Below are 21,885 nucleotides of genomic sequence, written 5' to 3'. Positions count from 1 at the left end.
TCCTCCTAACCTGCGGAAACCACGACCGCCGTTCCGCTTCCGTGGACCGTGAACTCGGAGATGCCGATCGAGCCGAGGAAGATGGTCGGCCGGGTGATCGTGGTTTCGACGACGACGCGGCCGTCGGCCCAGCGCGCCGTCCCGCTTGCCCCGAACGCGTTGAGGTAGCGCTGTGCCTCGACCACGGCCAGCTGCGGATCCACGTCCGCGTCGGTGCCTACGGCCAGCTCGCGGGTTTTCAACGCTTGGCCGCCGGCGCGCGCTGCTTCCTCGGCAATCGACCTGGCTTGGGAGTAGGCCTGGCCTTTGCGGGTGCCGTCGACGGCGAACCCGACACCAACCAGCACCGCGATGGTCAAGCCGAGGATCAGCACTGATGCCGAGCCGCGTTCGCCCTGCAGTGACCTCATGATCGGGCTCCGTACCGGTCGATCGGCGAGCGGAACTCCGACCGGAGCGTCTTCGAGCCGATCCCCGGAACGAGGTCGACGAGAGGCACCACGCAGGTCACGGTGGCGATGACGTATCCGGTCTCGCCAAGTGACTTGGCGAAGTCACGGGCGTCCACGTTCACGTTCAGGCTGCTGCACGTCAACTTCTGTTCAGCTAGCACCGCGCGGGCGCGCCGGTCTGCCGTGATCGCTGCCGCCTGGCCGTCGTGAGCGATCGATGCTGCCCGACTTGCTGCTCGGGCTGCCTCGTCGATGGCCGCATCAGCTACAAGCACGCGAAGCCCGACCAGGCCCAGTTGGAAGATCAGGAAAAGAGCGACAACTCCGACCACCGCTTCGATGGTGATGTCGCCCCGCTCGGACGGCTTCATGGCCGCAGCTCCTCGATCGGGCCGGACGAGGTCTGGCTGATCGGGAACTGCGCGAACGGCACCAGGGACACGGCTTCCCCGGTGACCGTCACCGATACGTTGCGTCCGTCGGTCTCGGCGTGCGCGGCGACGTCGTCCAGCCATGAGCCCGTGGCTCGGGTGACGTAGCCAGCCGCTACCAAGGCGGCGGCCGCGGTGTCCACCGGTGGGAGCCGGGCCGCGTGGACGCCGTCGCGGGCGGCTTCGAGCGCGACGCCGCGGCCGAGCAGCACGACGGCGACCTGCAGGATTGCCCAGGCGATCAGCAGGACGGCGCTGAAGATGATGGCCGCGGCGACGTTGTCGTCGCCGCGCTCACCGGCCAGCATCAGTGGCCGCCGATCAGCGGGAGCTTGCCGTTGACGAAGGCCGTGATCCCGGCGCCGATCAGCGTGGCGACGGTGATCCCGAGCGCCGCGTAGAAGGCCTTGGTGATGTTCTCGTCGCCGCGTTCGCCCTCGTCGGCGAACTGGCTCAGGCGTCCCTGGATGTGAAACCACCAGAACGTGATCTTGCCGAGCATGATCTTTCTCCTCTCAGGTGTGGAGCATCAGGTAGAGGCCGGGGAACGCGAGGAAGGCGATGAACGCCAGCCCAAGCAGGGCGACGGGCATGTCCATGCGGTCCGAGCGGACCGACGAGCCGGTCTTGCGGTCGGCGAGCTGCTTCTCGTCCAGAGCGGCGGCCTTGGCGCGGAGGGTGTCGACGATGCCGGCGCCGTCTTGGCCGGCGCTGGCGATGATGTGCCCGATGTCCTTCAGCTCGCGGACGCCGGTGTCCTCGGCCAGCTCGGTGAAGCCGTCCCACGGCATCCGGCCGCGCAGGGTGGCTTCGTCGATGGCCAGCTTGATCCGCCGGAACGCCCAGCCCGAGCCGAGCGTGGCCGGGTAGCGCAACGCCTCGACCGGCCCGCGGTCGCCGAGCCGTCCCAGCGCGACGAGCCTGCAATAGGCCGCCAGTGCGCCGGCGAACGCTGCCTGGGCGTGCTTGACCTTGCTCTTCAGCACGATCACCGGCAGCTGCCAGCCGAGCAGGGCGCAGCCAACGGACGCCGCGCCAGTCAGCACGATCGGCAGTGCAGCGCCGACCAACGCCAGGACGATGTTCAGGACCGGGATCCATAGGGCTCCGAGGAGCAGTAAGCCGATCCGCTGGACCACAAAGGACTCCCGGGACTGCCCGACCAGCGCCAGATCAGCGGGTTTCGCGATGAGCTTCATCCGATCCGCACGCGCGACGAGACCGTGGCGCAATCCCTGCGGGGTCTCGTGCAGCACGTCGGCAAGCCGCGGCCGCGTCGGCACGAAGGCTGCCACGATCAGTGTCACGCCGATCGCCGCGGTGATCGCCAGGAAGATTAGGGCCGCTTCGGTGTTCATGGCCGTTCCCGGGGAAGGAACCGCGGCGCCGGGGGCTCGACGCCGAGCCGGCGCAGCCACACCACCGCGACGCCGACGATGCCCAGTACCACGGCGAGCACCAACTGCCCGCCGACCGAGCTGTACACCGACGTGTAGCTTTCGCTGCCGAAGGCGGCGAAGCCGACAAACATCACGGCCCAGAGCCCGAGCAGGATCCGGGCGGCGGACCGCCTCCTGGCCCGTTCGGCCTCCGCGTCGCGGCGTGCCGCGACGTCGGCGGCGATCTGGCGGGCCAGGGTGGTCAGGAGTTCGGCGGTGCCGGTGCCTTGCCGGTGGGCGACGCAGAGGCCGGCTGCGGCGGCGTCGCCGATCTGGTCGTCGAGGTCGTCGGCGAACTGCAGGAGGGCGTCGGCGATGTCCCAGGTGCGGAGGCGCTGCCCCAGCGTTGTGACCTCGGGGCTGATCGCGGGCGGCGCGTCGTGAGCGGAACTCTGCAGGGCTCCGACGAGACCGGCATTGCCCGCGCGTAGGACGTCGGCGAGGCGTCGCAGCCAGTCCTCGAGCGCCTCCAGCCGCTCGATCCGCTCATTGGCGAGCTTGCCTGCGCCGAACAGCCACGGCAGGAAGACACCGGCCGCGGCGATGGCAAGACCGGCGACCGGCCAGCTGCTGACCAGCCAGACCAGCGCACCCGCACCGCAAGCCACCGCCCATCGTGCCGAGCTGCGTCGCCGGGCCGACCACCAGTTGAGGAACCGCCGGCCGCGCCGGAACGCCGGCACGTCGTTCGGCTCCAGGCCGTGGATGCCGAGGACAGCCAGGGTGAGACCCAGGCCGACACCTGCGCCGGCCAGCGTCAGGACGAACTCGGTCATCGCGGGCTCCGATCGGTCAGCCAGCCGCCGTCGCCGCTGCTCGTCAGCCAGCTGCGGTCGAAGCCGCCGCGCTCGTAGTCCGCGATGTCGGTCGGCAGGTTCCCTGTCGGCTCAGAACGCCGGCCCTCCGCCGGGGCGAAGAGGAAGGTCTTGGCCGGGCGGCCGTACTCCCCCGGCTCGACCGCGACGACTTCGGCAACGTGGCGATCGAGACGACCGGGCTCGTGGACGAGGTCGACGTGGACGATCAGGTCGATGGTGTTGGCGACGACCTCGTAGGCAAATTCGGGTGTCCATGCCGCGTTGGTCTCCAGGCAGAGCAGGACCATGCGGTGGATGGCCTGCGCGGCGCTGCGCGCGTGCAGGGTGGACAGCGACCCGGCCCCGCCGGCGGCGAGCGCGTTGAGCATCGGGACGATCTCGCCCCCGCGGACTTCGCCGACGACCGTGCGCGCGGTGTGCATCCGCAGCGACTGCCACACCAGCCGCGGAAGATCGACGCCTCCGACCGGCCGGCCGTTCTCCCAGCGCTCGGTGTTGCCCTCCCGCTCCTCGAAGGCGACCACCGCGGGGAACCGGTCGCGGTGACGGTGCAGGCCGAGCTCGAACTCGGTCTCCAGCGTCGCGAAGCGCTCGGTGGGCGGCACCTCCCAGCACAGTGCGCGCAGCAGCGTCGTCTTCCCGGCCTTCTGCCGGCCGCAGATGACGATGTTCTTCTCCGCCCGGACCGCCGCCCGCAGCAGCGCCAGCTGAGCGGTCGAGAGCATGCCGCGCTGCCGCAGCGCTTCCAGGCCCGCGGTCGGCAGCCGGTGCCGGCGGATCGAGATGTGCGGCCGGTCGGTGACGCCGATCGCCGCGGCCAGCCGTTCGCCGCCTGGGAGCTCCATGTTGAGCAGCGGCCGGGCGTCGTTGATCGTGTGCTCGTTGCGGCCCATCCGGGCGGCGATCCGCTGCAGCCACTGGACGACAGCTTGGTCGGTCGCAGCGATCCGCGGGGCCCGGCCGACGCGGCCGTCGTGGTAGGACAGCCACACCGGGTCGCTGCCGATGATGTCGATGTTCTCGACCTCGTCGTCGGCCAGCAGCGCCTCGAGCCGGCCAAGGCCGAACATCTCGGCCAGCACGGCCGCCCGGACCGCCAGCTCTTGCTCGAAGTCGAGGAACGGCCGGCCGGAGCCGGCCCACTCCTTGATCACCGTGGCGAGGACGTCGTCGAGCAGGATTTCCGCGACCGCGCGCTCGTCGCTCTCCCCGGCGGCGATCTGCTGCTGCACGAGCGGGGCCAGCCGTTGCTGTACCCGGTCGACGACCTCGTCGATGCCCGCGAGCGCGGCGACGTCAACGGACATGGCCGTTCACCACCGGCGGTGGCTTTCGCAGCCAGCTCATGCGCTCCATCGCGCGGCGGCCGATCTCGTCCGCGGCCCGACGTGCGTGGGTCAATAGCGGCGACGTCTCGAACTTCCGGCTGGGCCGGTGCAGGTCGGTGAACTGGGCCGCGGTGCGCGGGTCCCAGGGCAGCGCTCCGACGACGCGCAGGCCGAGTTCCTTCCCGATCTCGCCGTGCGGGAAGCGCTGATGGATCCGCGGGTCCGGGTCGGCGATGAGGACCACGAGCCCTTCGTTGTCGAAGACGCCGTGCTCCTCGCGGAGGACGTCCACGGCCTTCGCGAAGCTCTGCAGCGAGCCGCGGCAATTGCGCACGACCGCCACGACGAGGTCGGCCTCGGACAGCACCGCGGCCGGTGTGGCGCGGCTGCGGAACCGGCCGCAGTCGGCCAGGACATCGACCGTCTCCAGATCCAGGAACAGCGAGGTGAGCCGCCGCCAGTCCAGGCTGTCGGCCTCCCGCGGCGAACTCACGCCGGCCAGCAGGTGGTGACGGCCGGTGCCGTCCGGCAGGACGAGCAGCTGGCTCGACATCGCCCGGTGCAGCGGCATGTTCCGCGCCTGCAGCATCAGCTCGAACACGCCGGTCCGGCCGTGGCTGCCGTCCGGGTCGAACACGCCGAGCGCACGCCCGCCGGTCGCGTCGCACTCGGCAACCACCGCATGGCGCGGCCAGGCCCAGGTCAGCGCCAGCGCAGCCGTCGAGACTCCCGGGCTGCCGTTGACCGAGACGAAGGAGATCAGCACGTCAATCACCGGCCCTTCGGCAGCACGACGATCGCGACACCGCCGGCCGAGGCCCGAGAGGCCAGCTGAACACCGCTCGCGTCCGGCACGACGACGTCCACCACCTGCGTCGAAGTGGCGTCGCGGTCGCTCACGCTGATCACCGCGCCGCGGACGGGCGGCCACACCTCGGCACCAGCGGGTACGAGAAGGATCGGCTGGCGGGGTTGCAACGGCGCCCCGGGCAACTGCCCGGGCTTCACCGGCACGCCGATCAGCTGCTGTCCGGCACCGGGCACCGTGACTGAGTCCGACACCGCGTCGGGCGTCACGATCTCGCCCGGCCGCAGATCGGTCGGTGACGTCCGACCGACGACGTCGAACCGCTGATCCCAGGGCAGCGGACGGACTCCGGGATCGGGCCGGACCTGGACTTCGCGCAACGCCTCGGCGGTGATGGTCTCGCCGTACCGGACTGGCCGGGCCACGCCGACCGCGGCCACCGCGTCGTCGGTCGCGCGGAAAACCCACACGACACCGGTGGCCGAGAGCGCGGACAACACCACGCCGGACAGAACGAGCAGCTTCGACCGGCGACGGCGCGGCGGCCGGAGCGGAACCGGCGCCGGTGGCGGGGTGTCGGGCACTCCACGCAACTGCTGCACCCGCGTGGTCATCGCAGGCCCTGGATGTTCAGCGTGCGGATCTCGCGGACGGGCAGGCGGGCCGACGAGGTCAGCGCCATCGTCCGGAACGCGCTCTGGCCGCCGCCGGACCAGCGGATCTCCCAGCGGCTCGTCGCGTTGATCCCGGCCACTCCCCCGGCGACGAGGCCGCGATAGACGTGACCGCAGGTCGGCGACGGCTGCCCAGCCCGATCATCGCTGAACTCGGTGCCCGGCCCGGCGCAGGTGGCGATTGCTCCATCGCCCATGGACCAGTCGATCTTGGCCAAGGTCGCCGTGGCGGTCACGGTGATCGAGCCGGCGCTCGCGGTCCGCGTGATCGGACCGATGGTGGACTCGCGGCGGGCGGTCCACATCCAGACCGGGAAGCCGATCGTCGCACCGCGCGGGGAGTCCGCCGGGGGTGCGAGCCGGATGTCCGGAGCCGACAACCCCATCTCCGAGATGGCCTGTTCGGCCAGCTCGGCGGGTGACACCTGGGGAACGACGACGGGTTGTCCGTTCGGCGCGAAGACGACCCGCGGCCAGCCCCGCAGGGCTCCGCCGCCCTGGCAGATCAGCAGCTTCAACGAGCCTTGGGACGGCGAGTGGCCTCCCCACAGCGGGTCGCCGACGGGCGGAGGCGTCCACGGCTGGTCGACGCAGGCGAACTGCGGCGTTCCCGCGGCGTGGCCGCCGGCCTGCTGGCCCGGACCGCTCCCGCGCTGCGGGACACCGCCGGGTGGGCGGCCCGGGCGTCCGGGGTCGGTGGCCTCGACCCAGCACATCCCGCGGGTGCCGGCCGACTTGCATCCTCCGGGACCGGTCTGGCCGTACGCCGTCGCGGGCAAAGCGGCGGCGACCAGGCCGGCGGCCAGGAGGCAGCTTCCTTTCAGCATGGTTTCTCCAGGCGTGGTTGGACTTGCTGCACCAGCCAGCGGTCGGGGTTCGGGTAGCGAACGATCTGCGCTTCGAACTCGTACCGCCGCGGCTGGTCGGGGTTGTCGAGGTTTCGGCCGGACTCGCCGGCCTTGTCGCTCACGAGGTGCTCATCGGTGGCATCGAGGCAGTCGGTGACGACCACCCGCGGCGGCTGGCCGAGGGACACCGACGTCACCTTCGGGGCGCGCCCGTACCGGCCGGCAGTGTGTGCCGGGACGGAGGCGAGGTTGGCGACCTCGTTCACGTAGTCGGTCAAGGCCGGGTCGGCCATGGCCTTCGCCAGCTCGGGCCGCCAGTCCTTCTGGCGGGGCGCGTGCCCGGCCTGCTCGCTGATCTGCCAGTAGAGCTCGTAGGCCGCCAGCGCAGCGTCCGCGGCTTCATCCTCGGGCCGGGCGGTCTTCGAACCCGGCGGCAGCGAAACCGCGGAAGGCGATGCGGTCGGCGCCGTCTCCGGCGGGTTTCCTGCGCAACTCGCCAAACCCGCCGATACGAGAATGAGCGCCGCAATCGAGAACCAGCTTTGCACCATTGTTCAACCTTCCTGACGACCGGTGATCCGGTTCATCAAACCGGGCAAGCGCGACGACGTGAGCCGTCGCAGTTCTGTTCACTCGAATGTGTGCTTCACACCGGCCCGTAGTAGCCGGGCGAACAGCCCACGCCGCCGTTCCACCAGGCGCCAGTGACGCGCCATCTGATGACCGGCTGGAGATCGGTGAGGCCTGGCCCCACGCAGTAGCGGTAGAGGTTGCCCCAGACGTCTCGGACGTCAAGCATGACAGTGGAACCGGTGCCGCCGTCGCAATGCCGGTACTCGCCCCAGCCCTGGTAACCGCACGTCCCTTCCAGACCGATGTGGACAGCTGCGTCCGCGGCCGGCGTCAACGCGGCACCGAGCATGGCGATCACGATCGAGCCCGTTGCAGCGAACCGTCCCGCCAGGCGAAGGTGTTTCGAGTTCGTCATTATGACCTCCAAACCGATCCATGTTGTTGCTATGAATCCGGTTTACAGGCCGCGGTCCCACGCACTGCAAACGGCGCATGACACGGACTTTCAAGTACGCATGCGAAGTTCCGTCGAATTCACTCGACAGTCGACTAGTCCATCAGGGCTCACCACGACGCCGGTCTGTCCCGGCGGAACTTGACCGTGGTGCGGGATCACCGTTCCGGCCGCAAACGTTTCGACGGTCAACATGGGCAGCCCGGGGTTGCGCACGAACCCGGCACCGTTGAAAGCCTGGCGTCTCGGCGGTTCGGCGTAACCAGCAGCGACAGCGGCGTCTATCTGGGTCCGGAGAACCTCCGCACTTTCGCCGTTCCGAAGGGTGATGACCCCCAAGGTGAGCGGCCCGTTGGGCCCCCTACCGCCCGAGAACTCTTCCTTCAAAACGCTGCCGTTTCGCGCAGATGCGATCAGCGACAGCGGAGAGGTACGCACGTTGCCGCTTGAGCTTGCGCCGGAAGAGCATGCCCCCAGGATGTCATGGTGAAGGCTGCGACACCGCCAGATCCCAGTCGATGTGGTACTGGGTCAGCCACGCCGCCGTGTTGCGCGGTCCGCTCTTGAGCCGCTTGGAGATCGCCATGTCGCGGATGATCCGCTTGATCGGTCCGGGGGTTGCCGTGCCGCCCATCTTCGCGCTGGTCGCCACCAAACGTTCAACTCGCTCCCGACGCTGCTGCTCGTAGGCCCGGAACGCCACGGCCGGTTCGCGCAGGTCGCGCAGGCATTTGGCCAGAATGACGGCGTCTTCCATGGCCATCGACGCGCCGTGGCCGGCGTTCGGCGCCGCGGCGTGGGCGGCGTCGCCGATCACGATCATCCGTCCGGCGTGCCACCGTGGCGTGGAGGCGATGTCGTAGCCGTTGCTCGCGCGGATCTGCTCCGACGCCTCGACGATCGCCGCCGCCGGCGACCGATCCCGGCGGAGCAGCGCGGTCGCCTGCCGCTTCCACTCCTCCAGCGACGTCGCCGCCAGCTCTGCCTTGGACGGCTCCGGGCGCGGCAGGTTGACGAACCACCACGTCTCGCCGTCCGGCGCGGTCGTATACGCGAAGAAGACGCGCTTGCCGTAGATCATCCGGTACACCCCGGGCACCGGGTCGACCGGCGCCTGCCTGGCGTAGCCGCACAGCACGACGGTTCCGGTGTAGCGCGGCTCGGGCGCCTCCGGATCGATGAGGACTCGGGTGGCCGAATGGATGCCGTCGGCGCCGATCAGCAGGTCGCCTTCGCGGCGGGTGCCGTCCGCGAAAATCGCCGCCACGCCGTGGTCGAGGTTGGCGTCGACGTCATCGAGGCGCTCGCCGTGCTCGATCTGGATCCCGCGCCGGGTGGCTTCCTCGTGCAGCACCCGGTACAGCTCGGCCCGCTTGATCGTGTGCGGCCCGTACGCACCGGCGGTGCCGCCGCCGATGGGTGCTTCGCCGAGCTTGTTGCCCGAGCCGCTCCAGAAGAACGCGCGATCGGCGGGGAAGGACGCCTGCAGCACTGGCTTGTCGGCGTCGATCGCGTGCAGAGCGTCGAAGCCGTTGTTCATGATCGTCATGAACGCGCCGACGTCGTCCGCGCCCGTCTCGTAAGCCTCGTAGACGACGGAGTCGATGCCCGCCTTCTGCAGGGCCATGGCCGCGACCGGCCCCGCGATACCTCCGCCGATGATCAGCGCCTTGGTCATCCCGCTCCCCTCGTCTCCAAGCCCCGGGCCAGCTGCACCAGCTCGCGAACGTCGGCGTCCAGGCCGTCGCCGTCAGGCAGTGCGACCGGGACCGCCTTGGCCGAAGCAGGCTTACCGGCCGCGTGGGCGGCGAGGGCCTGCTGCAGACGGCTCGGCAGGTCCACGGCGCTGTCGGCCTGTGCCAGGTACGGGCTGATACGCACCAACCCGTCGCGGCACTCGACGACCCGGCGGTAATACCGGCGATGCGTGCCGCGTAGACGGAGCGCGTCACGCCACGGCGCGGCCGGCACCCGATCGAGCGCGTCGTCGGGAAACTGCGCGTGCAGCACCGTCCACAGTGGCGCGAGCTGCCGATAGCCGCGGCGGTGCCGCCACCAGACCCGCACCGCACCCACCCTCGTCACCACGGCGGGATAGCTGACTCCCGCCAGGAACAGCAGAACGCCCGGCATCAGCAGAAAGGTGACGGCGATCGCGCCCGCCACCGTCCCGGAGGATCCGCCGCGATCAGCGACCCCGACGCGGTAGATCAAGCCCAGCACGATCGCGGGCACGAAGACACAGTTCGCCAGCACAATCGCGACCAGGCCGACGGCCGCGATCCGCAGTCCCCGAGCCAGCCTGCCGCCCGCTTCGCGCGCGTACCGCCAAGCCCAGAACGCCGCCGTGGCAAAGCCGAGCGCCATGAAGACGTCGGCGGCAATGAAGAAGACCGCCACGCTGGGCACCGACTGGTCGTTGGTCCGGGCGGACGCCGGTGTCGCCAGCGCGGCGACGAGAAGCACAATCTCGGCCACCAGCAGCAGGACCGCGTACCAGCCGGCCCGTCGCCGGGCGACCGCGCGCTCCCGTGCCGAGAACAGGAAGAAGCACACGAGGCTGTACACGCCGACCAGCAGAAGGCCGTGCTGGATCAGGCGCGCGATCATCGGCGGCAGCCCCAGCACGTGGGCCCCCTTGTTGGCCGCGGCGCCGAACGGGAACGCCACGGCCAGGCACGCCACGAATACCGTCACGGCGCGCAGGGCGGCGTTCCGCGGGTTCCGCGCCAACCTCCCGGCCAGCCACAGCAGCAAGGCGGCCGACGTGATCCCGTACGCGAGGACCAGAGGTGTCACAGCCACCCCAACCGGCCTTCGAGAGCGGCCCCCATCTCCCGGGCGGCGCCGCTCGATCTTCCGCGGGCACCGACCTGGTCGAGGACCGATGCCCACTCCAGGATGATCGTCGCCGTGGTTTCGGCCTCGCGTTCCTGGTCGGTGTCGTAGGAGGTGCGCCGCAGCGCCCGGCGAACGGCGTCCGGCTCCAGATCGGGGTAGCGCTGGCGCAGGCTGTCCGGCGACATGTCCGGGTAGAGCTCGGCGAGGAGTTCGTCGTCGCACGGATCGCTCTCGTGGCCAGCCAGCAGGTGGCCAAGTTCGTGCAGGATGATGTGGTTCTGGTGCGGTCGGCTGGTTTCCTGCTGGTACAGGATGTAGTCCGCCGGGCGGGTGCTGATCCACACGCCAAACGGGCCGGGCACCGGGATGGAGTGGGCAAGCAGGCGGATCGGCTTGCCGCGGCGTTCACCGAGGCGGCGGCACAGCTCGACGACGTCCAGCGGAGGCCGGATGTCCAGGTCCTTCAGCAGCCGCCGGCACCGGCGGCGCAGCAGCCGCTCGTTCACCGCTCCCCTCGCTCCCGCGCTGCCTGCTGGTCGCGGTAGACGACGTCGAGCAGGTCCATGACCAGCTGACGACGATCCGGCGTCAGCTCCCCGGCCCGCATCGCGATCCGCTGCGCTTCCTGGTCCCCGGCGTTCGCCTTGAGGCGTTCCTGCTCCGCCGCCAGCTCGTGGAGCTGCTGGTCGACGCGATCGGTCACGTCGTCGTCGAAAAAGTAGTTGACCGGCACACCGAAGAACCTGGCCAGCCCCTCGACGTGCTTGATCGTCGGGTTGTCCCGCTTCCGCTTGCGCAGCTGCCAGATGTACGTGCCGGAGATCTTCGTGCCGGCGACCGTGATCGAGTCCGCGGCGAAGTCGTTGCTGTACTCGTCGCCCTCCGGCGATTTCGTGACGGCGAACAGGTGGTTGAGCTTGTCCGCGAAGTCACGCCCGCGTTCGGCCATCACCCCTCCTCAGCTCCCCTCGAAACTACCGCCCAACAGGCCTCTTAACTCAGATTAAGACCCGATCAGGTGAACACCTGTCCGATAGTTGAGACACGACCTGCGGAAACTTAAGATCAACTGCCTGGGGTGATCGAACCGGGGAGGGAACGATGACTCGACCGAGCACACAGGCGATCACCGCCGAGGACGCCGAGCGCCTGCGCAAGCTGCACGACGCGAAGCAGCTCTTCGGCGGCGACTGGATGACAGCGATCCTGCTGGCGTTGAAGAGCGGTCCGAAGCATTACACCGAGCTGCTCGACATGGTCGGCTCGCTCAACGATGCCGCGGCCGCGAACAACTGGTCGGGACGCCCGCGCGTGCTCCACGCCAGCGTCCTGACGCGCACGTTGAAGACGATGACGGCCGACCGCCTGATCGTCCGCAACCAGGAAGCGGGCGTCTTTCCACCGTCGGTCGTCTACTCGCTGGCGCCGGCAACCCGGGAAGCGCTCGAAGCAATGCAGCCACTGGCCGACTGGGTCAGCCGGCACACGGACATCGTCGACCAGGCGCGACACCGCCGAAGCCCGGATGCGGAGAACGGCCGCCGCTCAGCCTGAGATCGCGGCAAGCGTGCCGCAGGCGAAGGCGACCGCGATCATGGACGGCCCCATCGGCACCTGCCCCTCCCGGAACGAGTACCTGCGGAGTAGCACGCCGACCAGTCCCGCCACCGCGGTGAGCACGTACGTGGCGAGCAAACCGCCCAGGACCCACGGCCAACCGAACCAGCCGAGCAGGATGCCGACGCTCGGAGCGAGCTTGACGTCGCCCGGTCCCGGCTGACCGGCAACCAGGTAGGACAGCAACAACGCCGCGCCCCAGGTCGCGCCGCCGGCGACGGCCTGCAAGCCGCTCCCGAAGTCGTTGCCGACGATCGCGGCCGCGAGGACGGTGACGACGACGGCTCCACAGAGCGGCAGGCTGAAGCGGTCCGGGATACGGTGCTCGACAGCATCAACGACGGCCGCGGGAATGCCCAACGCCACGAAGGCCACTCCGAAGGCGATGGTGGCCGGCGCCCAGGCCGCCACCGCGGCTCCGGCAGCCGGGACAGATACAGCGGCCACGACTACGGCCCAACGCGGCAGCCTCGTGTCCGCAGCCCGGCGCACGAGAAGGATGACCACGGGCGTCAGCGCCAAGCCCACCGCCAGCCCGACAGCCAGACACAGCATCCGGCACCCACCCCCACGATCGTAAGACCCAGAGATGATCATCGTAGGGATCGGACCGCGGGTCCGCCTCCGCGTCAGCCCTTACAGGCCGAGGCCAAGGGCGAGCCGTCGGGCGCTCCGCTGACGTCCTCGTCGAGAACGTGCAGCTCGAACCGTGCCGTGTCGTAGCCACCGGCTTCCCAGGCGAGGTCGCTGTCGCCGAAACGCCACTCCCGGCCGCTCGCCCGCTCCCTCAGCAACCACGCCACGGCAACCTCCCAGCTCAGCGATCCCCGACCTCGGGTTCCGACGAACCTATCAGAGGCATAGAACATGCGTTCGATGACACTCGCAAGCCTCCTCGAAGCCCTAAGCTGACGGGCGTGAACTCGGGCGAAGACGGAACGACCGGTCTTCCTCGCTTGCCGTCGCCGCTTCACGAGCTGCCGGACGAACGGCTCGAACGCCACGGCGTCCGCCTCCAGCTCAAGCGAGACGACCTCATCAACCCGGAAATACCCGGCAACAAGTGGCGCAAGCTTCGCTACAACCTCCAGGCCGCGCAAGAGCAGGGCTTCACCAGGCTCCTGACCTTCGGCGGTGCGTACTCGAACCACATCCGAGCGACAGCCGCCGCAGGGCGGCTATGGGGTTTTGAGACGGTCGGCGTCATCCGGGGCGAGGAGCACAAGCCACTCAACGAATCCCTTGCCCACGCTGTCGAATGCGGCATGACCCTGACCTACCTGGACAGGACGACGTATCGCCGCAAGACCGAGCCCGATGTGCTCGCGGCCCTCGCCCGGCAGTTCGGCCCGTGCTACGTCTTGCCCGAAGGCGGCAGCAACGGCCTGGCGGTGCGCGGCACTGCCGAACTGGTCGACGAGATCACCACGGAGTTCGACGTCATCTGCTGCGCCACCGGGACGGGCGGCACGCTCGCCGGCGTCGCCTCCGGCCTGTCCGGTCCGGAACGAGCGCTCGGCTTCGCGGTCCTCAAAGGCGCGCAGTTCCTGGAAGAGGAGGTCCGCCGGCTTCAACGGGAGGCATACGGAACGACCACCACGAACTGGGCAGTTGACCTCGGCTTCCACTTCGGAGGCTACGCGAAACGCAACGCCGTGCTCGACGACTTCGTCATCGAGTTCAGCGAACGCCACGGCGTCACCCTCGACTGGGTCTACGAGGCGAAGATGATGTACGGGATCTTCGCCCGAACCGAAGCAGGCGACTTCCCGCCAGGCACAAGGATCATCGCGGTGTTGAGCTAGGCGCTATGCCTTGCCGTGGTACGCCTGCTGGGTGGCCGACGAGGTGTCGGTCTCGCACCGTTCCAGACGCCATTCGCCGCTGTTGATGGCGAAGTCCCGCCCGAACCCGAGCCACATCCCGCTCATCCGGCGCCCCGCCGGGTCGATCACCATCTGCAGTGTGCCGTGGTACGAGGCTCCTTTGTAGTAGCCGGTCGGTGATGTTTCTTCACGCCAGGTGCCGGTGGCGACCGCCATGTCCCTGCTGAGCTCCAGCCGAAGGCGCGAGCCGGTCGAATGGGGCAAACTCTGCCCGGCCAGCCGGCCGCCGTGCGCACGCAGCACAACGTAGTGCTCCCCGGTGAGCACCTTGCGTCGGCCGGAACTTGGGTACTTGTATTGGCTGTGCCAAATCCCGGACAGGTCGGTTCCTGACTCGGCGCCATCGGACAACGAATCGGCCGCAGCAGCATCGGTCGTCAACGCCCAGCCCGCTGACGCCAGCGAAAGAGCCGCGCTCACCTTCAGCAGCACAGACCTCCGGCTGACGGCGTTTCCACCGGATTGAGACCACGTCGAGGCCATCTGAGCCAGCTCCCGTACGTCGATACCGTCGAGCCGGGCCACGAGTTCCTGGAACCCGTCCTCGTCCGTTGGCTTGAGTTCGACGAGCTGCTGCCGTACCCGCTGCGCGTCGTCCGCAGCGCGGAAATCGGCAGCGTCCGCCACTAGATCGGCCACGCTGCATTCGTAGAGCGCAGCCATCTTCTGAAGCACCCCAAGGGAAGGCGCATGCCCGGTGTCCGCCGGCCACAACTCCCAGTACGAGAAGTTCTTGAACGTCTTCGGCTCGTCGGGCCATCGCTTGTTCCAGTGCTCGGCAACGTCCCGCTGACTCCAATCGCGGACAAGCCGCAGCGCCACACGCATGTTGACGTGGTAGCGCCCGGCGAACACTTGCGCGATCTCGACCCAGGTCTTTGACTGGGCCCGAAGCTCGGCAGCCAATTGCCGCTGCTCCTGCCGCAGGCTGCGCGTCGCGGATGGCATCTCGTGGAGGCTCCTTCTCCTGGGTGCTGTGCACCGTATCCGACCTGAAGTGTCACCCGGAATGTCCCGGTTGAACAGGGACATCCTGCCCGTCAAGATCACGGTAGAACTGGGTGGTTTGGTCGTCTGATCTGCGGTTTTCTGGTCTCGGACATCGCGACAAACCGGTCTACGCAATCACCCGACCGAGTCGGTGGACACCCACTCGACTTCGACCGCGAAGGCCTTAAGGAGGTACCGGACGTTGGACAACACCTCACATGTGGAAGTCACCCGCGTCGGCTCTCCGGTGACGGCCACTCCGCGATGGCCGACTGCGGCCGACCTGGCCATGGCCGAGGAACCGTATTACGTCCTCCTCAGCCGCGTCCTCCACGGCTTGCGTCACCTTCCGCGAACCCGCGAACGGAGCTGCGAGCCCGCCACACCGGCGGTACCGACGGCCGCATGACCGGGACCGGCAACCCAACAAGGAAACACCATGACAGCGCAAGAAATTCGCACACCCGCATCACTTACGATCAGCAACGGCCTGCGCGAGGTCCGGGACCGCCAGGGTATCGGCCTGCGCGAACTGGCCCGGCGGCTCGAAATCAATCCGTCGAAGTTGTCCGGCTTGGAAGTGAACGGGAGGCGAGCCAAGCCGACTACCGTGTCGCGCATCCTCGGCTGCCTCCAGGTCAAAGCCACCGAGTACGAACAGCTGATGAACGTCGCCGAGCACGTCGACGTCAAGAACTACATCGATCAGTCCACATCACCGGTCGCCGACCTGTGGGCGATCTACGAACAGCTGTCGACTTCCATCCTGGAGTGGGCGCCGTTCCGCATTCCCGACTTTCTCCGGACACACAGGTGGCTCGAAGCAACAGTCCACGGCGACGTGACGCCGACGACGAAACTGGACCGAGAGCTGTTTCACCGGCGATGCCGCCAGCTCCCGGTGGACCAAGGCGAGCGTCAGTATGTTTTCCTCCTCGGCGACCAGGCTTTGCGCATGCTCAGCGAGGAGACTGGTCACGCGGATCAGCAGATCGACTTCATCCGCGAAGTCAGCAAACGCAGGGACGTCTCCATCCGGATCATCCCCTCGACACCGGCGCCCCGGCATCCGACTGATGCGTTCACGATCTTCGCAAGCGGAACGACACCGATAGCCATCGCTCTCCAGCATGACCACTGCACCGCATACCTGACCAGCACATCACTGCAAACCAGCTCCCACCAGGCGGCAAAGGCTCTCCTACGACACGCTTCCGACCACGGCTCAACGATCGACGCCTGGATGTCCGCGGTTCGCGCCCGGGCGTCGTGATGATCGACCTCGGCCCGCGGCTCCGGGCCGGGTTCCCGCCATGACCGCCCCGCGCTGGATATCCGACCCGCAACACATCACCGCGGCGCTCCAGCGCGGAAAGTGGATCGTCACGCCCTGGGAACACCTCGGCCCGGACAACGACCCCGCACGCTGGCAGACCGCCCTACGTGAGCTCTGCGAGCACACCGACATCGATCCGCTTTTCATCGACATTCGCCGCCGCAGCCTCACGGTTGTGGTCAACGCGGCCCTGCCCGTCCCGGATGAGGAGGAGATTCACGCCTCGATCGCCTTCGTCGAACAGCGCCGCTTTACCGGACACCCAATCCGCTAAACCGCGACAAGGAGTTCTCCGTGTTCGAACTCATCGTCAGTCCGTTCCTTGACGACTACCTCGTCCTGCGTCCTGGCAGCGAGTCCGGCATCCGGCTGCCGGCGCGGTTGTGGGCCGAGTTGTCGTCCACCGAAGGCGGAAATCCGTGTCCGGGCTGGCTGGTCGACGCGGCGCGCCGTCGCTGGCCGGATCTGGATCTTTCCGGCCGCCTGCTGGCCGACGTGGTCCTGATGCGCGCGCCATCCGGTCACGCCTACGGTCGGGCCTCCTACGAGCTGAACCTAGGCTGCAACTACGACTGCGAGCACTGCTACCTCGGCCTGAAACGCTTCGAAGGCCTCTCCTGGCCGGATCGGGAACGGCTGCTGCAGCTGCTCTCGGACGCGGGTGTGCTGTGGCTGCAGCTCACCGGCGGCGAACCGCTGATCGACAAGCTGTTCACCGCGGTCTACCAGCGGGCGTTCGAACTGGGGATGATGCTGTCGATCTCCTCCAACGGCTCCCGCCTGGCCCAGCCGGACATCCTCGAGCTGCTGACCCGGTACCGGCCGTACCGACTCACGATCAGCGTCTACGGCGCCACGGCCGAGTCCTACGACGGGCTGACCCGCCGCCGGGGATCGTTCGCGAAGTTCTCCCGCGGCCTGGCCGCCGCCCACGAGGCGGGCCTGCCGCTGAACCTGAACCTGATCGTCACCCAGCGCAACGCCCACGAGCTGGACGCGATGAAGGCACTCGCCGAGCGCTTCGAGCTGCCGCACCACGTGTTCTCCAACATGTCGCCCACCATCTACGGCGGCGCGGAGAGCCTCCCGGCGCAGTCGCAGGAGTACCTGCGCAAACGGAAGCCGTTCACCGGCTGCAACGCCGGGCACACGTTCTTCCACGTCGACCCGCACGGCATGGCCAGCATCTGCAAAGTCGGCCGCGACCCGCAGATCCCTCTCCTCGAGACAGGCCTGGCCGGGCTGGCGCAGCTGGGCGGGATCGCGGACCGGCTGCTGCTACGCCAAGGCGGCTGCACCGGCTGCCAGCTGCAGGGCAGCTGCGGCACCTGCATGCCACTGGTCACCCTCTACCGGAAAGCCAAAGCCCCGCTGAGCGCCTACTGCCAGCACTGATCAACCGAAGGGAGGAAAAATCATGACCGCTGTCCTCGTCCCGCTCGAACGGCGCGACCCGAGCGGCACCACCATCCCCGTGCCGCTCACCGCCCCACGCGGCCCGGCCGGGATCGAGTTCGTCGAGCACCTGGACGATCTCGTCGAGTCGTCGAAGTGCAGCTGCAACGCCGGCGACGACAACCCGTACTAGCCGCGCGTTCACCAGCTCGGTGACCTCCGGCGTGTCTCCTGCCGGGGGTCACCGAGCGGCCTGATGGCGGCAGGTAGCGTGCCGGAATGCGATTCCGGCCCAGCTGGTTGCGCCGCGTCCTGCAGGTGCCCGTCGTCCCCACCCTGGGACCGGTACACCCGGACACGCTCGGGCCGGAGATCTTCGACGAGGTCGTCGCCGCCGCGCGCACCGGGAAGATGCTGCCGTTCGACAAGGAAAGCCGCTGGTCGGCGACCAAGTCCGAGACCGTCCTCGTCGACAAGATCGTCCACCGCCCCGACCTGACGATCATCCCCACGCTCACCCACCGCGGAGCCGGCATGTTAAAAACCCACGTCTACGGTACCGCCGAGCCCGACACCGCAGCTCTGCGCGCGGCGACACGCCGATGGTGCGCGGCCTACGGCGCGGCCACTGGCCGCGTCATCTGGTTCACCCCCGAGCCACCGCAGACCGACGCCGCAGGAACCCGGGTCCTGCTCAAGACGTTCACCCAGGAGGACGGGCCCGGCGCTGCAGATCGAATTCGCGATCTCGACGCCTGCCCGCCGTCCATTCAGGACACCTTCGTCCAGTTGGTCCAGCAGGTACCGGAAACCGGGCTCGGGTTCTTGTACCAGCGCTGGCGTGAAGGTCGCGTCGACGGACCGATCTTCACCGCCGTCGACGACGGAGTGGTCCTCGGGGCGATCGGTCCGCTCGCCGTGATGCGCGATCGCGACGGGGCACCGGTCCTGCTGCCTCAATACTTCGCGGTCGCTCCCGGGCACCGCGGCCGCGGGGATGGCCGCGCCCTGTGGCGGGCTGCCATGGCCTGGGGCGTCGGCAACGGCGCGCACTACCAGCTGCTGCAGGCCGCCGCTGGAGGGCCGTCGGAATCGCTGTTCCGCTCCGAAGGGCTGACCACCCTCGGCTTCACCTGCGCGGTGGCCGCGTGAAACAGTCCGACAGCACAGCCGCGTCCATGGGCACCCGCGACCGCGTCACCCTCCCTCCAGCGGTCCGCGCCGCGGTCGAGGCCGAGGTTGGCGAGATCCGCCGCGTCGAGCCGGTGACCAGCGGGCTGAACTCCACGTTCGCCGCCGTGCTCCACACCGCCCACACAGCCGTATTCGTCAAAGGAACGCACAGCGACCATCCTCGTGCTCGCGGGCAGCACCGCGAAGCCACGATCGCCCCGCACCTCACCGGCGTCGCGCCGCACTTGCACTGGCACCTGGACGTCGCCGGCTGGGACCTGCTCGCATTCGACTACGTTCCCGGCCGCGCGGCCGACCTCTCTCCCCGCTCCCGCGATCTGGCCGCCGTGGCAGACACGCTCGCTCGGCTCGGCGAACTCGAGACGCCAGACTTGCCACTGCCTCGGATCGAACAACGCTGGAGCGGCCTGGCCGACGCCGCCGACTTGGCGCTGCTCGCCGGCGAGCACCTGCTGCACACTGACCCCAACCCCAACAACATCCTCGTCGACGGCGACCGTGCCTGGCTGGTCGACTGGGCTTGGCCCACCCTCGGCGCGTCCTGGATCGACCCTGCCTGCGCCGCGCTCTGGCTCATCGCCGAAGGCCACACCCCCACCGAAGCCGAAGCCTGGGCTCGAACTCTCGCTGCCTGGGACGACGTACCGCCCGACGGCCTCGCCGCCTTCGTCAACATCAACGCCCGCCTCTGGGCTCAAATCGCCGACGAAGACCCGCAACCGTGGAAGCTCGCACTCCGCGACGCCGCTTCCCGATGGCAGAGCCATCGAACCCACTTCGACGATGGGCCGGATCCGCTCGACACTTTCGCGAGCTCCGCCGCGCCCGGCTCAGCGCAGACAGGCTGGCGTCCGTGACCGGTTACGAGCACCGCACGCCGTCGTCGCATAGTTGCCCCGGTTGCAGCCGGCCCGACGTCACGGCGATCCTGCAAAGTACGCAGTGACGATGCGAACCTTCTTCGGCGGCGGCAGGACGCTGTCCGGATTCTGGAGATCTCCGACCCGCACCGTCCATGCCGGGGACGACTTGTCGACGATCGGCGTTGAGTCCTGCGGTGTCAGCACGAACTCATCCGACTTGTCACACCAGTAGGCACCGACGAGGCCGTCGGATCGGCCTCCCCACGATCCACCGTTGCGGAGCCGGCATCGCGCACCATCGGCCAGTTCGAGAGCCCAGGGAACGGGGTCGGGGTCCTTCCCGACGTGGGGAACCGGGCCGCTGGCCGTCACCCCGAGCAAGGCCTTTTCCCACGGCCAACCGCCGCAAAGCAACGTTCGCCGGTCGGCTTTGACCCAGCAGACGTCGGCGCCGGCCGCGCTCGGCGAGCACACGACGATGTCGGACCCAACCGAAGCGAACGACGAACTACAGCTGTCGACGCCGTCGTATCCGGGAGTGACGGTGTACCCGCGTTTCGCGTTGATGCCACGGTCAACGGGTACCACGGTCACGACTCTCGTGGGCACGACGACCGGCTTGAGGAACAAGGTGACCGTGAAGGCCGACGCCGGCAGGTTCAATGTCAGCAGGTTGTCGAGTATGACGAATTCGCCTTGGAAGATGATCAGGTATCGCGTGAGAGTACCTTTGACCGCCTTTGACCAACCACCCACCGCGCCCTGAATCCGCTTCCAGGCATTCGGAGATAGAACCTTCTTCATCGCCTTGACGATCCCGTCCGGGTCTTCGATCACGCAACGGGCCACGGCGGCAAGCCCCTGCCAGACGTTGTCCTCCTTGCCCTTGACAAGCGCCTTCTGACCGCAGGCCAGTACTGCGCCGAACGCCCATGAACCGGAGTCCTTGCCGATCACATCCGAGATGATCCGGTAGAGCAGCCCGAAAACGATTGCGGAGTTCGTGAAGGAACTGGTGATCTGAGCGGAGCTGCCGACTTGACGCAACTTCTCCTGGGAGAATCCGAAATGCACCTGCTGCCCAGGCAGTACCACCCAGGTCTGCGACGCATCCCCCTGGGAACGCCCAGGTACTCGACCAGCTGGGTCATGACTCCGGGAACCCAGTCCTCGACTGCCACCCCAAGACCACTGGTCCAGGCCCACGTCGGGTCGACGGGAACCTTCACGAGCAACGCTCCCCCACGGTTGTTCACGACATCCACTTCGACGAGATCGCTCTTCGCCGGGTCCGATCCGACACAGACACGCATGGGAGCGTTCACGTCGTCAACGAAGACCGCGTCGGACAGCCACTGTGGACGCGCAGTCACCTTACCGTTCCGGTCCTTGCATTCCGGCTCTGGCCCTCGTTGATCGAAGAACTCCCCGATCTTGTGCGTCAGATCACCCGCCGCGTCGGCAACCCACTCCTTGAAGCTCAGGTGTGCCACGTCCACGCTGCCGGAGCGACGGTCCGGGCTCAGCCGGGCGACGTGCACTCGCGCGGACGTGACTGCCGCATCAATCCCCTCTCGCGGCGTGGCGGAGATGCCGTACGCCGAGCCATTCCCGGAGTCGTCCACCAGATACAACCGTCGTCCTGGCTCCAGGGGTTCATCGAACCGCCAGGTGAACGTCCACGGCTTGGCAGGCTGCCCACTGGACAACACCAGCTGCGCTGCACCGAGTCCGACACCTTCGCCGACGTCGATGGGTACCGGCAGCTTGGCGACGGTCAACTGAGCAGTCTGAGGACCGGCGCCCCCAGCCGGGATACGGACAGTCCAATGATCGTTGAGGACGACTTCCGTGTCCTTATCGGGCGGCACTGGCACAACTTGTTCATCGCTCGGTGACGCCGAGCTTGAGTCATGCGCTCCAACGGGCTCGGAGCGA

The 21,885-nt window shown here is 68.4% G+C and carries 29 protein-coding genes; 8 read left to right on the top strand and 21 right to left on the bottom strand.

Features of this window, described 5'->3' with window-relative positions; translation table 11 throughout:
- Positions 1-5 precede the first annotated feature (5 nt).
- The 16 genes from ACWEF6_RS07225 to ACWEF6_RS07150 all read right to left on the bottom strand — a co-directional run bounded on the left by ACWEF6_RS07225 (position 6) and on the right by ACWEF6_RS07150 (position 11,615).
- Positions 6-410 (bottom strand): pilus assembly protein TadG-related protein, encoded by a 405-nt coding sequence (locus ACWEF6_RS07225; protein WP_449682099.1) that lies wholly within the window; start codon positions 408-410, stop codon positions 6-8.
- Complete coding sequence (locus ACWEF6_RS07220; protein WP_449682098.1) at positions 407-823, bottom strand: hypothetical protein; 417 nt, start codon at positions 821-823, stop codon at positions 407-409. Before ACWEF6_RS07220 ends, ACWEF6_RS07225 begins: the two co-directional genes overlap by 4 nt.
- Positions 820-1,191, bottom strand: coding sequence for a hypothetical protein (locus ACWEF6_RS07215; protein ID WP_449682097.1), 372 nt, complete (start codon positions 1,189-1,191; stop codon positions 820-822). Before ACWEF6_RS07215 ends, ACWEF6_RS07220 begins: the two co-directional genes overlap by 4 nt.
- Entirely contained in the window at positions 1,191-1,385 is a 195-nt protein-coding gene (locus ACWEF6_RS07210; RefSeq protein ID WP_449682096.1) for a hypothetical protein, read from the bottom strand. Before ACWEF6_RS07210 ends, ACWEF6_RS07215 begins: the two co-directional genes overlap by 1 nt.
- 13 nt (positions 1,386-1,398) lie before the next feature.
- Complete coding sequence (locus tag ACWEF6_RS07205; protein WP_449682095.1) at positions 1,399-2,241, bottom strand: type II secretion system protein; 843 nt, start codon at positions 2,239-2,241, stop codon at positions 1,399-1,401.
- Entirely contained in the window at positions 2,238-3,098 is an 861-nt protein-coding gene (locus tag ACWEF6_RS07200; protein ID WP_449682094.1) for a type II secretion system F family protein, read from the bottom strand. Before ACWEF6_RS07200 ends, ACWEF6_RS07205 begins: the two co-directional genes overlap by 4 nt.
- Positions 3,095-4,447: a CpaF family protein gene (locus tag ACWEF6_RS07195; protein WP_449682093.1), complete on the bottom strand. Its 1,353-nt coding sequence runs from the start codon at positions 4,445-4,447 to the stop codon at positions 3,095-3,097. The genes ACWEF6_RS07200 and ACWEF6_RS07195 overlap by 4 nt, the downstream gene beginning before the upstream one ends.
- Complete coding sequence (locus ACWEF6_RS07190; RefSeq protein WP_449682092.1) at positions 4,437-5,243, bottom strand: MinD/ParA family ATP-binding protein; 807 nt, start codon at positions 5,241-5,243, stop codon at positions 4,437-4,439. The genes ACWEF6_RS07195 and ACWEF6_RS07190 overlap by 11 nt, the downstream gene beginning before the upstream one ends.
- Positions 5,240-5,890: an SAF domain-containing protein gene (locus ACWEF6_RS07185; RefSeq protein WP_449682091.1), complete on the bottom strand. Its 651-nt coding sequence runs from the start codon at positions 5,888-5,890 to the stop codon at positions 5,240-5,242. Before ACWEF6_RS07185 ends, ACWEF6_RS07190 begins: the two co-directional genes overlap by 4 nt.
- Positions 5,887-6,777, bottom strand: coding sequence for a hypothetical protein (locus ACWEF6_RS07180; protein WP_449682090.1), 891 nt, complete (start codon positions 6,775-6,777; stop codon positions 5,887-5,889). Before ACWEF6_RS07180 ends, ACWEF6_RS07185 begins: the two co-directional genes overlap by 4 nt.
- Entirely contained in the window at positions 6,771-7,349 is a 579-nt protein-coding gene (locus ACWEF6_RS07175) for a hypothetical protein (RefSeq protein ID WP_449682089.1), read from the bottom strand. Before ACWEF6_RS07175 ends, ACWEF6_RS07180 begins: the two co-directional genes overlap by 7 nt.
- Before the next feature lie 95 nt (positions 7,350-7,444).
- Complete coding sequence (locus ACWEF6_RS07170; protein ID WP_449682088.1) at positions 7,445-7,786, bottom strand: DUF6355 family natural product biosynthesis protein; 342 nt, start codon at positions 7,784-7,786, stop codon at positions 7,445-7,447.
- A 520-nt stretch (positions 7,787-8,306) separates the two neighbouring features.
- Entirely contained in the window at positions 8,307-9,503 is a 1,197-nt protein-coding gene (locus ACWEF6_RS07165) for an FAD-dependent oxidoreductase (RefSeq protein WP_449682087.1), read from the bottom strand.
- Positions 9,500-10,624, bottom strand: a complete 1,125-nt coding sequence (locus ACWEF6_RS07160) for an MAB_1171c family putative transporter (protein WP_449682086.1) — start codon at positions 10,622-10,624, stop codon at positions 9,500-9,502. The genes ACWEF6_RS07165 and ACWEF6_RS07160 overlap by 4 nt, the downstream gene beginning before the upstream one ends.
- Positions 10,621-11,172, bottom strand: coding sequence for a hypothetical protein (locus ACWEF6_RS07155; protein WP_449682085.1), 552 nt, complete (start codon positions 11,170-11,172; stop codon positions 10,621-10,623). The genes ACWEF6_RS07160 and ACWEF6_RS07155 overlap by 4 nt, the downstream gene beginning before the upstream one ends.
- Positions 11,169-11,615 carry an XRE family transcriptional regulator gene (locus tag ACWEF6_RS07150; RefSeq protein ID WP_449682084.1) on the bottom strand — a complete coding sequence of 149 codons (447 nt, stop codon included), beginning with the start codon at positions 11,613-11,615 and terminating at the stop codon, positions 11,169-11,171. Before ACWEF6_RS07150 ends, ACWEF6_RS07155 begins: the two co-directional genes overlap by 4 nt.
- Before the next feature lie 152 nt (positions 11,616-11,767).
- Here ACWEF6_RS07150 and ACWEF6_RS07145 point away from each other — a divergent pair, with 152 nt between their 5' ends.
- A complete protein-coding gene (locus ACWEF6_RS07145; protein ID WP_206796996.1) occupies positions 11,768-12,220 on the top strand; it encodes a winged helix-turn-helix transcriptional regulator in 453 nt (150 codons plus the stop codon).
- On the opposite strand, the gene ACWEF6_RS07140 is transcribed toward ACWEF6_RS07145, so the two are convergent.
- Positions 12,212-12,694 (bottom strand): prepilin peptidase, encoded by a 483-nt coding sequence (locus ACWEF6_RS07140; protein WP_449682083.1) that lies wholly within the window; start codon positions 12,692-12,694, stop codon positions 12,212-12,214. The two genes, ACWEF6_RS07145 and ACWEF6_RS07140, sit on opposite strands and share 9 nt — an antisense overlap.
- Before the next feature lie 218 nt (positions 12,695-12,912).
- Positions 12,913-13,086: a hypothetical protein gene (locus ACWEF6_RS07135; protein ID WP_206796998.1), complete on the bottom strand. Its 174-nt coding sequence runs from the start codon at positions 13,084-13,086 to the stop codon at positions 12,913-12,915.
- Positions 13,087-13,200: 114 nt separating this feature from the next.
- Here ACWEF6_RS07135 and ACWEF6_RS07130 point away from each other — a divergent pair, with 114 nt between their 5' ends.
- Entirely contained in the window at positions 13,201-14,088 is an 888-nt protein-coding gene (locus tag ACWEF6_RS07130) for a 1-aminocyclopropane-1-carboxylate deaminase/D-cysteine desulfhydrase (RefSeq protein ID WP_449682082.1), read from the top strand.
- Positions 14,089-14,091: 3 nt separating this feature from the next.
- On the opposite strand, the gene ACWEF6_RS07125 is transcribed toward ACWEF6_RS07130, so the two are convergent.
- Positions 14,092-15,117, bottom strand: a complete 1,026-nt coding sequence (locus ACWEF6_RS07125) for a hypothetical protein (protein WP_449682081.1) — start codon at positions 15,115-15,117, stop codon at positions 14,092-14,094.
- Between the two features lie 481 nt (positions 15,118-15,598).
- Here ACWEF6_RS07125 and ACWEF6_RS07120 point away from each other — a divergent pair, with 481 nt between their 5' ends.
- From ACWEF6_RS07120 to ACWEF6_RS07095, 6 genes are all read left to right on the top strand, one after another.
- Positions 15,599-16,432, top strand: coding sequence for a Scr1 family TA system antitoxin-like transcriptional regulator (locus tag ACWEF6_RS07120; RefSeq protein WP_449682080.1), 834 nt, complete (start codon positions 15,599-15,601; stop codon positions 16,430-16,432).
- A gap of 40 nt (positions 16,433-16,472) precedes the next feature.
- Positions 16,473-16,769: a hypothetical protein gene (locus ACWEF6_RS07115; RefSeq protein ID WP_449682079.1), complete on the top strand. Its 297-nt coding sequence runs from the start codon at positions 16,473-16,475 to the stop codon at positions 16,767-16,769.
- A gap of 20 nt (positions 16,770-16,789) precedes the next feature.
- The gene (locus ACWEF6_RS07110; RefSeq protein WP_449682078.1) at positions 16,790-17,890 is read left to right on the top strand and encodes a radical SAM protein; all 1,101 of its coding nucleotides are present in this window, start codon (positions 16,790-16,792) and stop codon (positions 17,888-17,890) included.
- A 22-nt stretch (positions 17,891-17,912) separates the two neighbouring features.
- Positions 17,913-18,083, top strand: coding sequence for a hypothetical protein (locus ACWEF6_RS07105; protein ID WP_449682077.1), 171 nt, complete (start codon positions 17,913-17,915; stop codon positions 18,081-18,083).
- Between the two features lie 86 nt (positions 18,084-18,169).
- Positions 18,170-19,042: a GNAT family N-acetyltransferase gene (locus tag ACWEF6_RS07100; RefSeq protein ID WP_449682076.1), complete on the top strand. Its 873-nt coding sequence runs from the start codon at positions 18,170-18,172 to the stop codon at positions 19,040-19,042.
- Positions 19,039-19,941, top strand: a complete 903-nt coding sequence (locus tag ACWEF6_RS07095; RefSeq protein ID WP_449682075.1) for a hypothetical protein — start codon at positions 19,039-19,041, stop codon at positions 19,939-19,941. Before ACWEF6_RS07100 ends, ACWEF6_RS07095 begins: the two co-directional genes overlap by 4 nt.
- A gap of 60 nt (positions 19,942-20,001) precedes the next feature.
- Here ACWEF6_RS07095 and ACWEF6_RS07090 read toward each other — a convergent pair whose 3' ends face one another.
- A complete protein-coding gene (locus tag ACWEF6_RS07090; RefSeq protein WP_449682074.1) occupies positions 20,002-20,904 on the bottom strand; it encodes a hypothetical protein in 903 nt (300 codons plus the stop codon).
- Positions 20,901-21,728: a hypothetical protein gene (locus ACWEF6_RS07085; RefSeq protein ID WP_449682073.1), complete on the bottom strand. Its 828-nt coding sequence runs from the start codon at positions 21,726-21,728 to the stop codon at positions 20,901-20,903. Before ACWEF6_RS07085 ends, ACWEF6_RS07090 begins: the two co-directional genes overlap by 4 nt.
- Between the last annotated feature and the right edge of the window lie 157 nt (positions 21,729-21,885).

The sequence above is a fragment of the Amycolatopsis sp. NPDC004772 genome (assembly GCF_053601215.1).
The sequence above is the reverse complement of the archived record's forward strand: the minus strand, read 5'-3'. Positions and strand labels throughout refer to the sequence as shown.

Excerpts from the sequence above, each read along its gene's own strand:
- ACWEF6_RS07225 (WP_449682099.1), bottom strand. The coding sequence starts at position 410 with ATGAGGTCACTGCAGGGCGAACGCGGCTCGGCATCAGTGCTGATCCTC.
- ACWEF6_RS07220 (WP_449682098.1), bottom strand. The coding sequence starts at position 823 with ATGAAGCCGTCCGAGCGGGGCGACATCACCATCGAAGCGGTGGTCGGA.
- ACWEF6_RS07215 (WP_449682097.1), bottom strand. The coding sequence starts at position 1,191 with ATGCTGGCCGGTGAGCGCGGCGACGACAACGTCGCCGCGGCCATCATC.
- ACWEF6_RS07210 (WP_449682096.1), bottom strand. The coding sequence starts at position 1,385 with ATGCTCGGCAAGATCACGTTCTGGTGGTTTCACATCCAGGGACGCCTG.
- ACWEF6_RS07205 (WP_449682095.1), bottom strand. The coding sequence starts at position 2,241 with ATGAACACCGAAGCGGCCCTAATCTTCCTGGCGATCACCGCGGCGATC.
- ACWEF6_RS07200 (WP_449682094.1), bottom strand. The coding sequence starts at position 3,098 with ATGACCGAGTTCGTCCTGACGCTGGCCGGCGCAGGTGTCGGCCTGGGT.
- ACWEF6_RS07195 (WP_449682093.1), bottom strand. The coding sequence starts at position 4,447 with ATGTCCGTTGACGTCGCCGCGCTCGCGGGCATCGACGAGGTCGTCGAC.
- ACWEF6_RS07185 (WP_449682091.1), bottom strand. The coding sequence starts at position 5,890 with ATGACCACGCGGGTGCAGCAGTTGCGTGGAGTGCCCGACACCCCGCCA.
- ACWEF6_RS07180 (WP_449682090.1), bottom strand. The coding sequence starts at position 6,777 with ATGCTGAAAGGAAGCTGCCTCCTGGCCGCCGGCCTGGTCGCCGCCGCT.
- ACWEF6_RS07175 (WP_449682089.1), bottom strand. The coding sequence starts at position 7,349 with ATGGTGCAAAGCTGGTTCTCGATTGCGGCGCTCATTCTCGTATCGGCG.
- ACWEF6_RS07170 (WP_449682088.1), bottom strand. The coding sequence starts at position 7,786 with ATGACGAACTCGAAACACCTTCGCCTGGCGGGACGGTTCGCTGCAACG.
- ACWEF6_RS07165 (WP_449682087.1), bottom strand. The coding sequence starts at position 9,503 with ATGACCAAGGCGCTGATCATCGGCGGAGGTATCGCGGGGCCGGTCGCG.
- ACWEF6_RS07150 (WP_449682084.1), bottom strand. The coding sequence starts at position 11,615 with ATGGCCGAACGCGGGCGTGACTTCGCGGACAAGCTCAACCACCTGTTC.
- ACWEF6_RS07145 (WP_206796996.1), top strand. The coding sequence starts at position 11,768 with ATGACTCGACCGAGCACACAGGCGATCACCGCCGAGGACGCCGAGCGC.
- ACWEF6_RS07125 (WP_449682081.1), bottom strand. The coding sequence starts at position 15,117 with ATGCCATCCGCGACGCGCAGCCTGCGGCAGGAGCAGCGGCAATTGGCT.
- ACWEF6_RS07120 (WP_449682080.1), top strand. The coding sequence starts at position 15,599 with ATGACAGCGCAAGAAATTCGCACACCCGCATCACTTACGATCAGCAAC.
- ACWEF6_RS07115 (WP_449682079.1), top strand. The coding sequence starts at position 16,473 with ATGACCGCCCCGCGCTGGATATCCGACCCGCAACACATCACCGCGGCG.
- ACWEF6_RS07105 (WP_449682077.1), top strand. The coding sequence starts at position 17,913 with ATGACCGCTGTCCTCGTCCCGCTCGAACGGCGCGACCCGAGCGGCACC.
- ACWEF6_RS07100 (WP_449682076.1), top strand. The coding sequence starts at position 18,170 with ATGCGATTCCGGCCCAGCTGGTTGCGCCGCGTCCTGCAGGTGCCCGTC.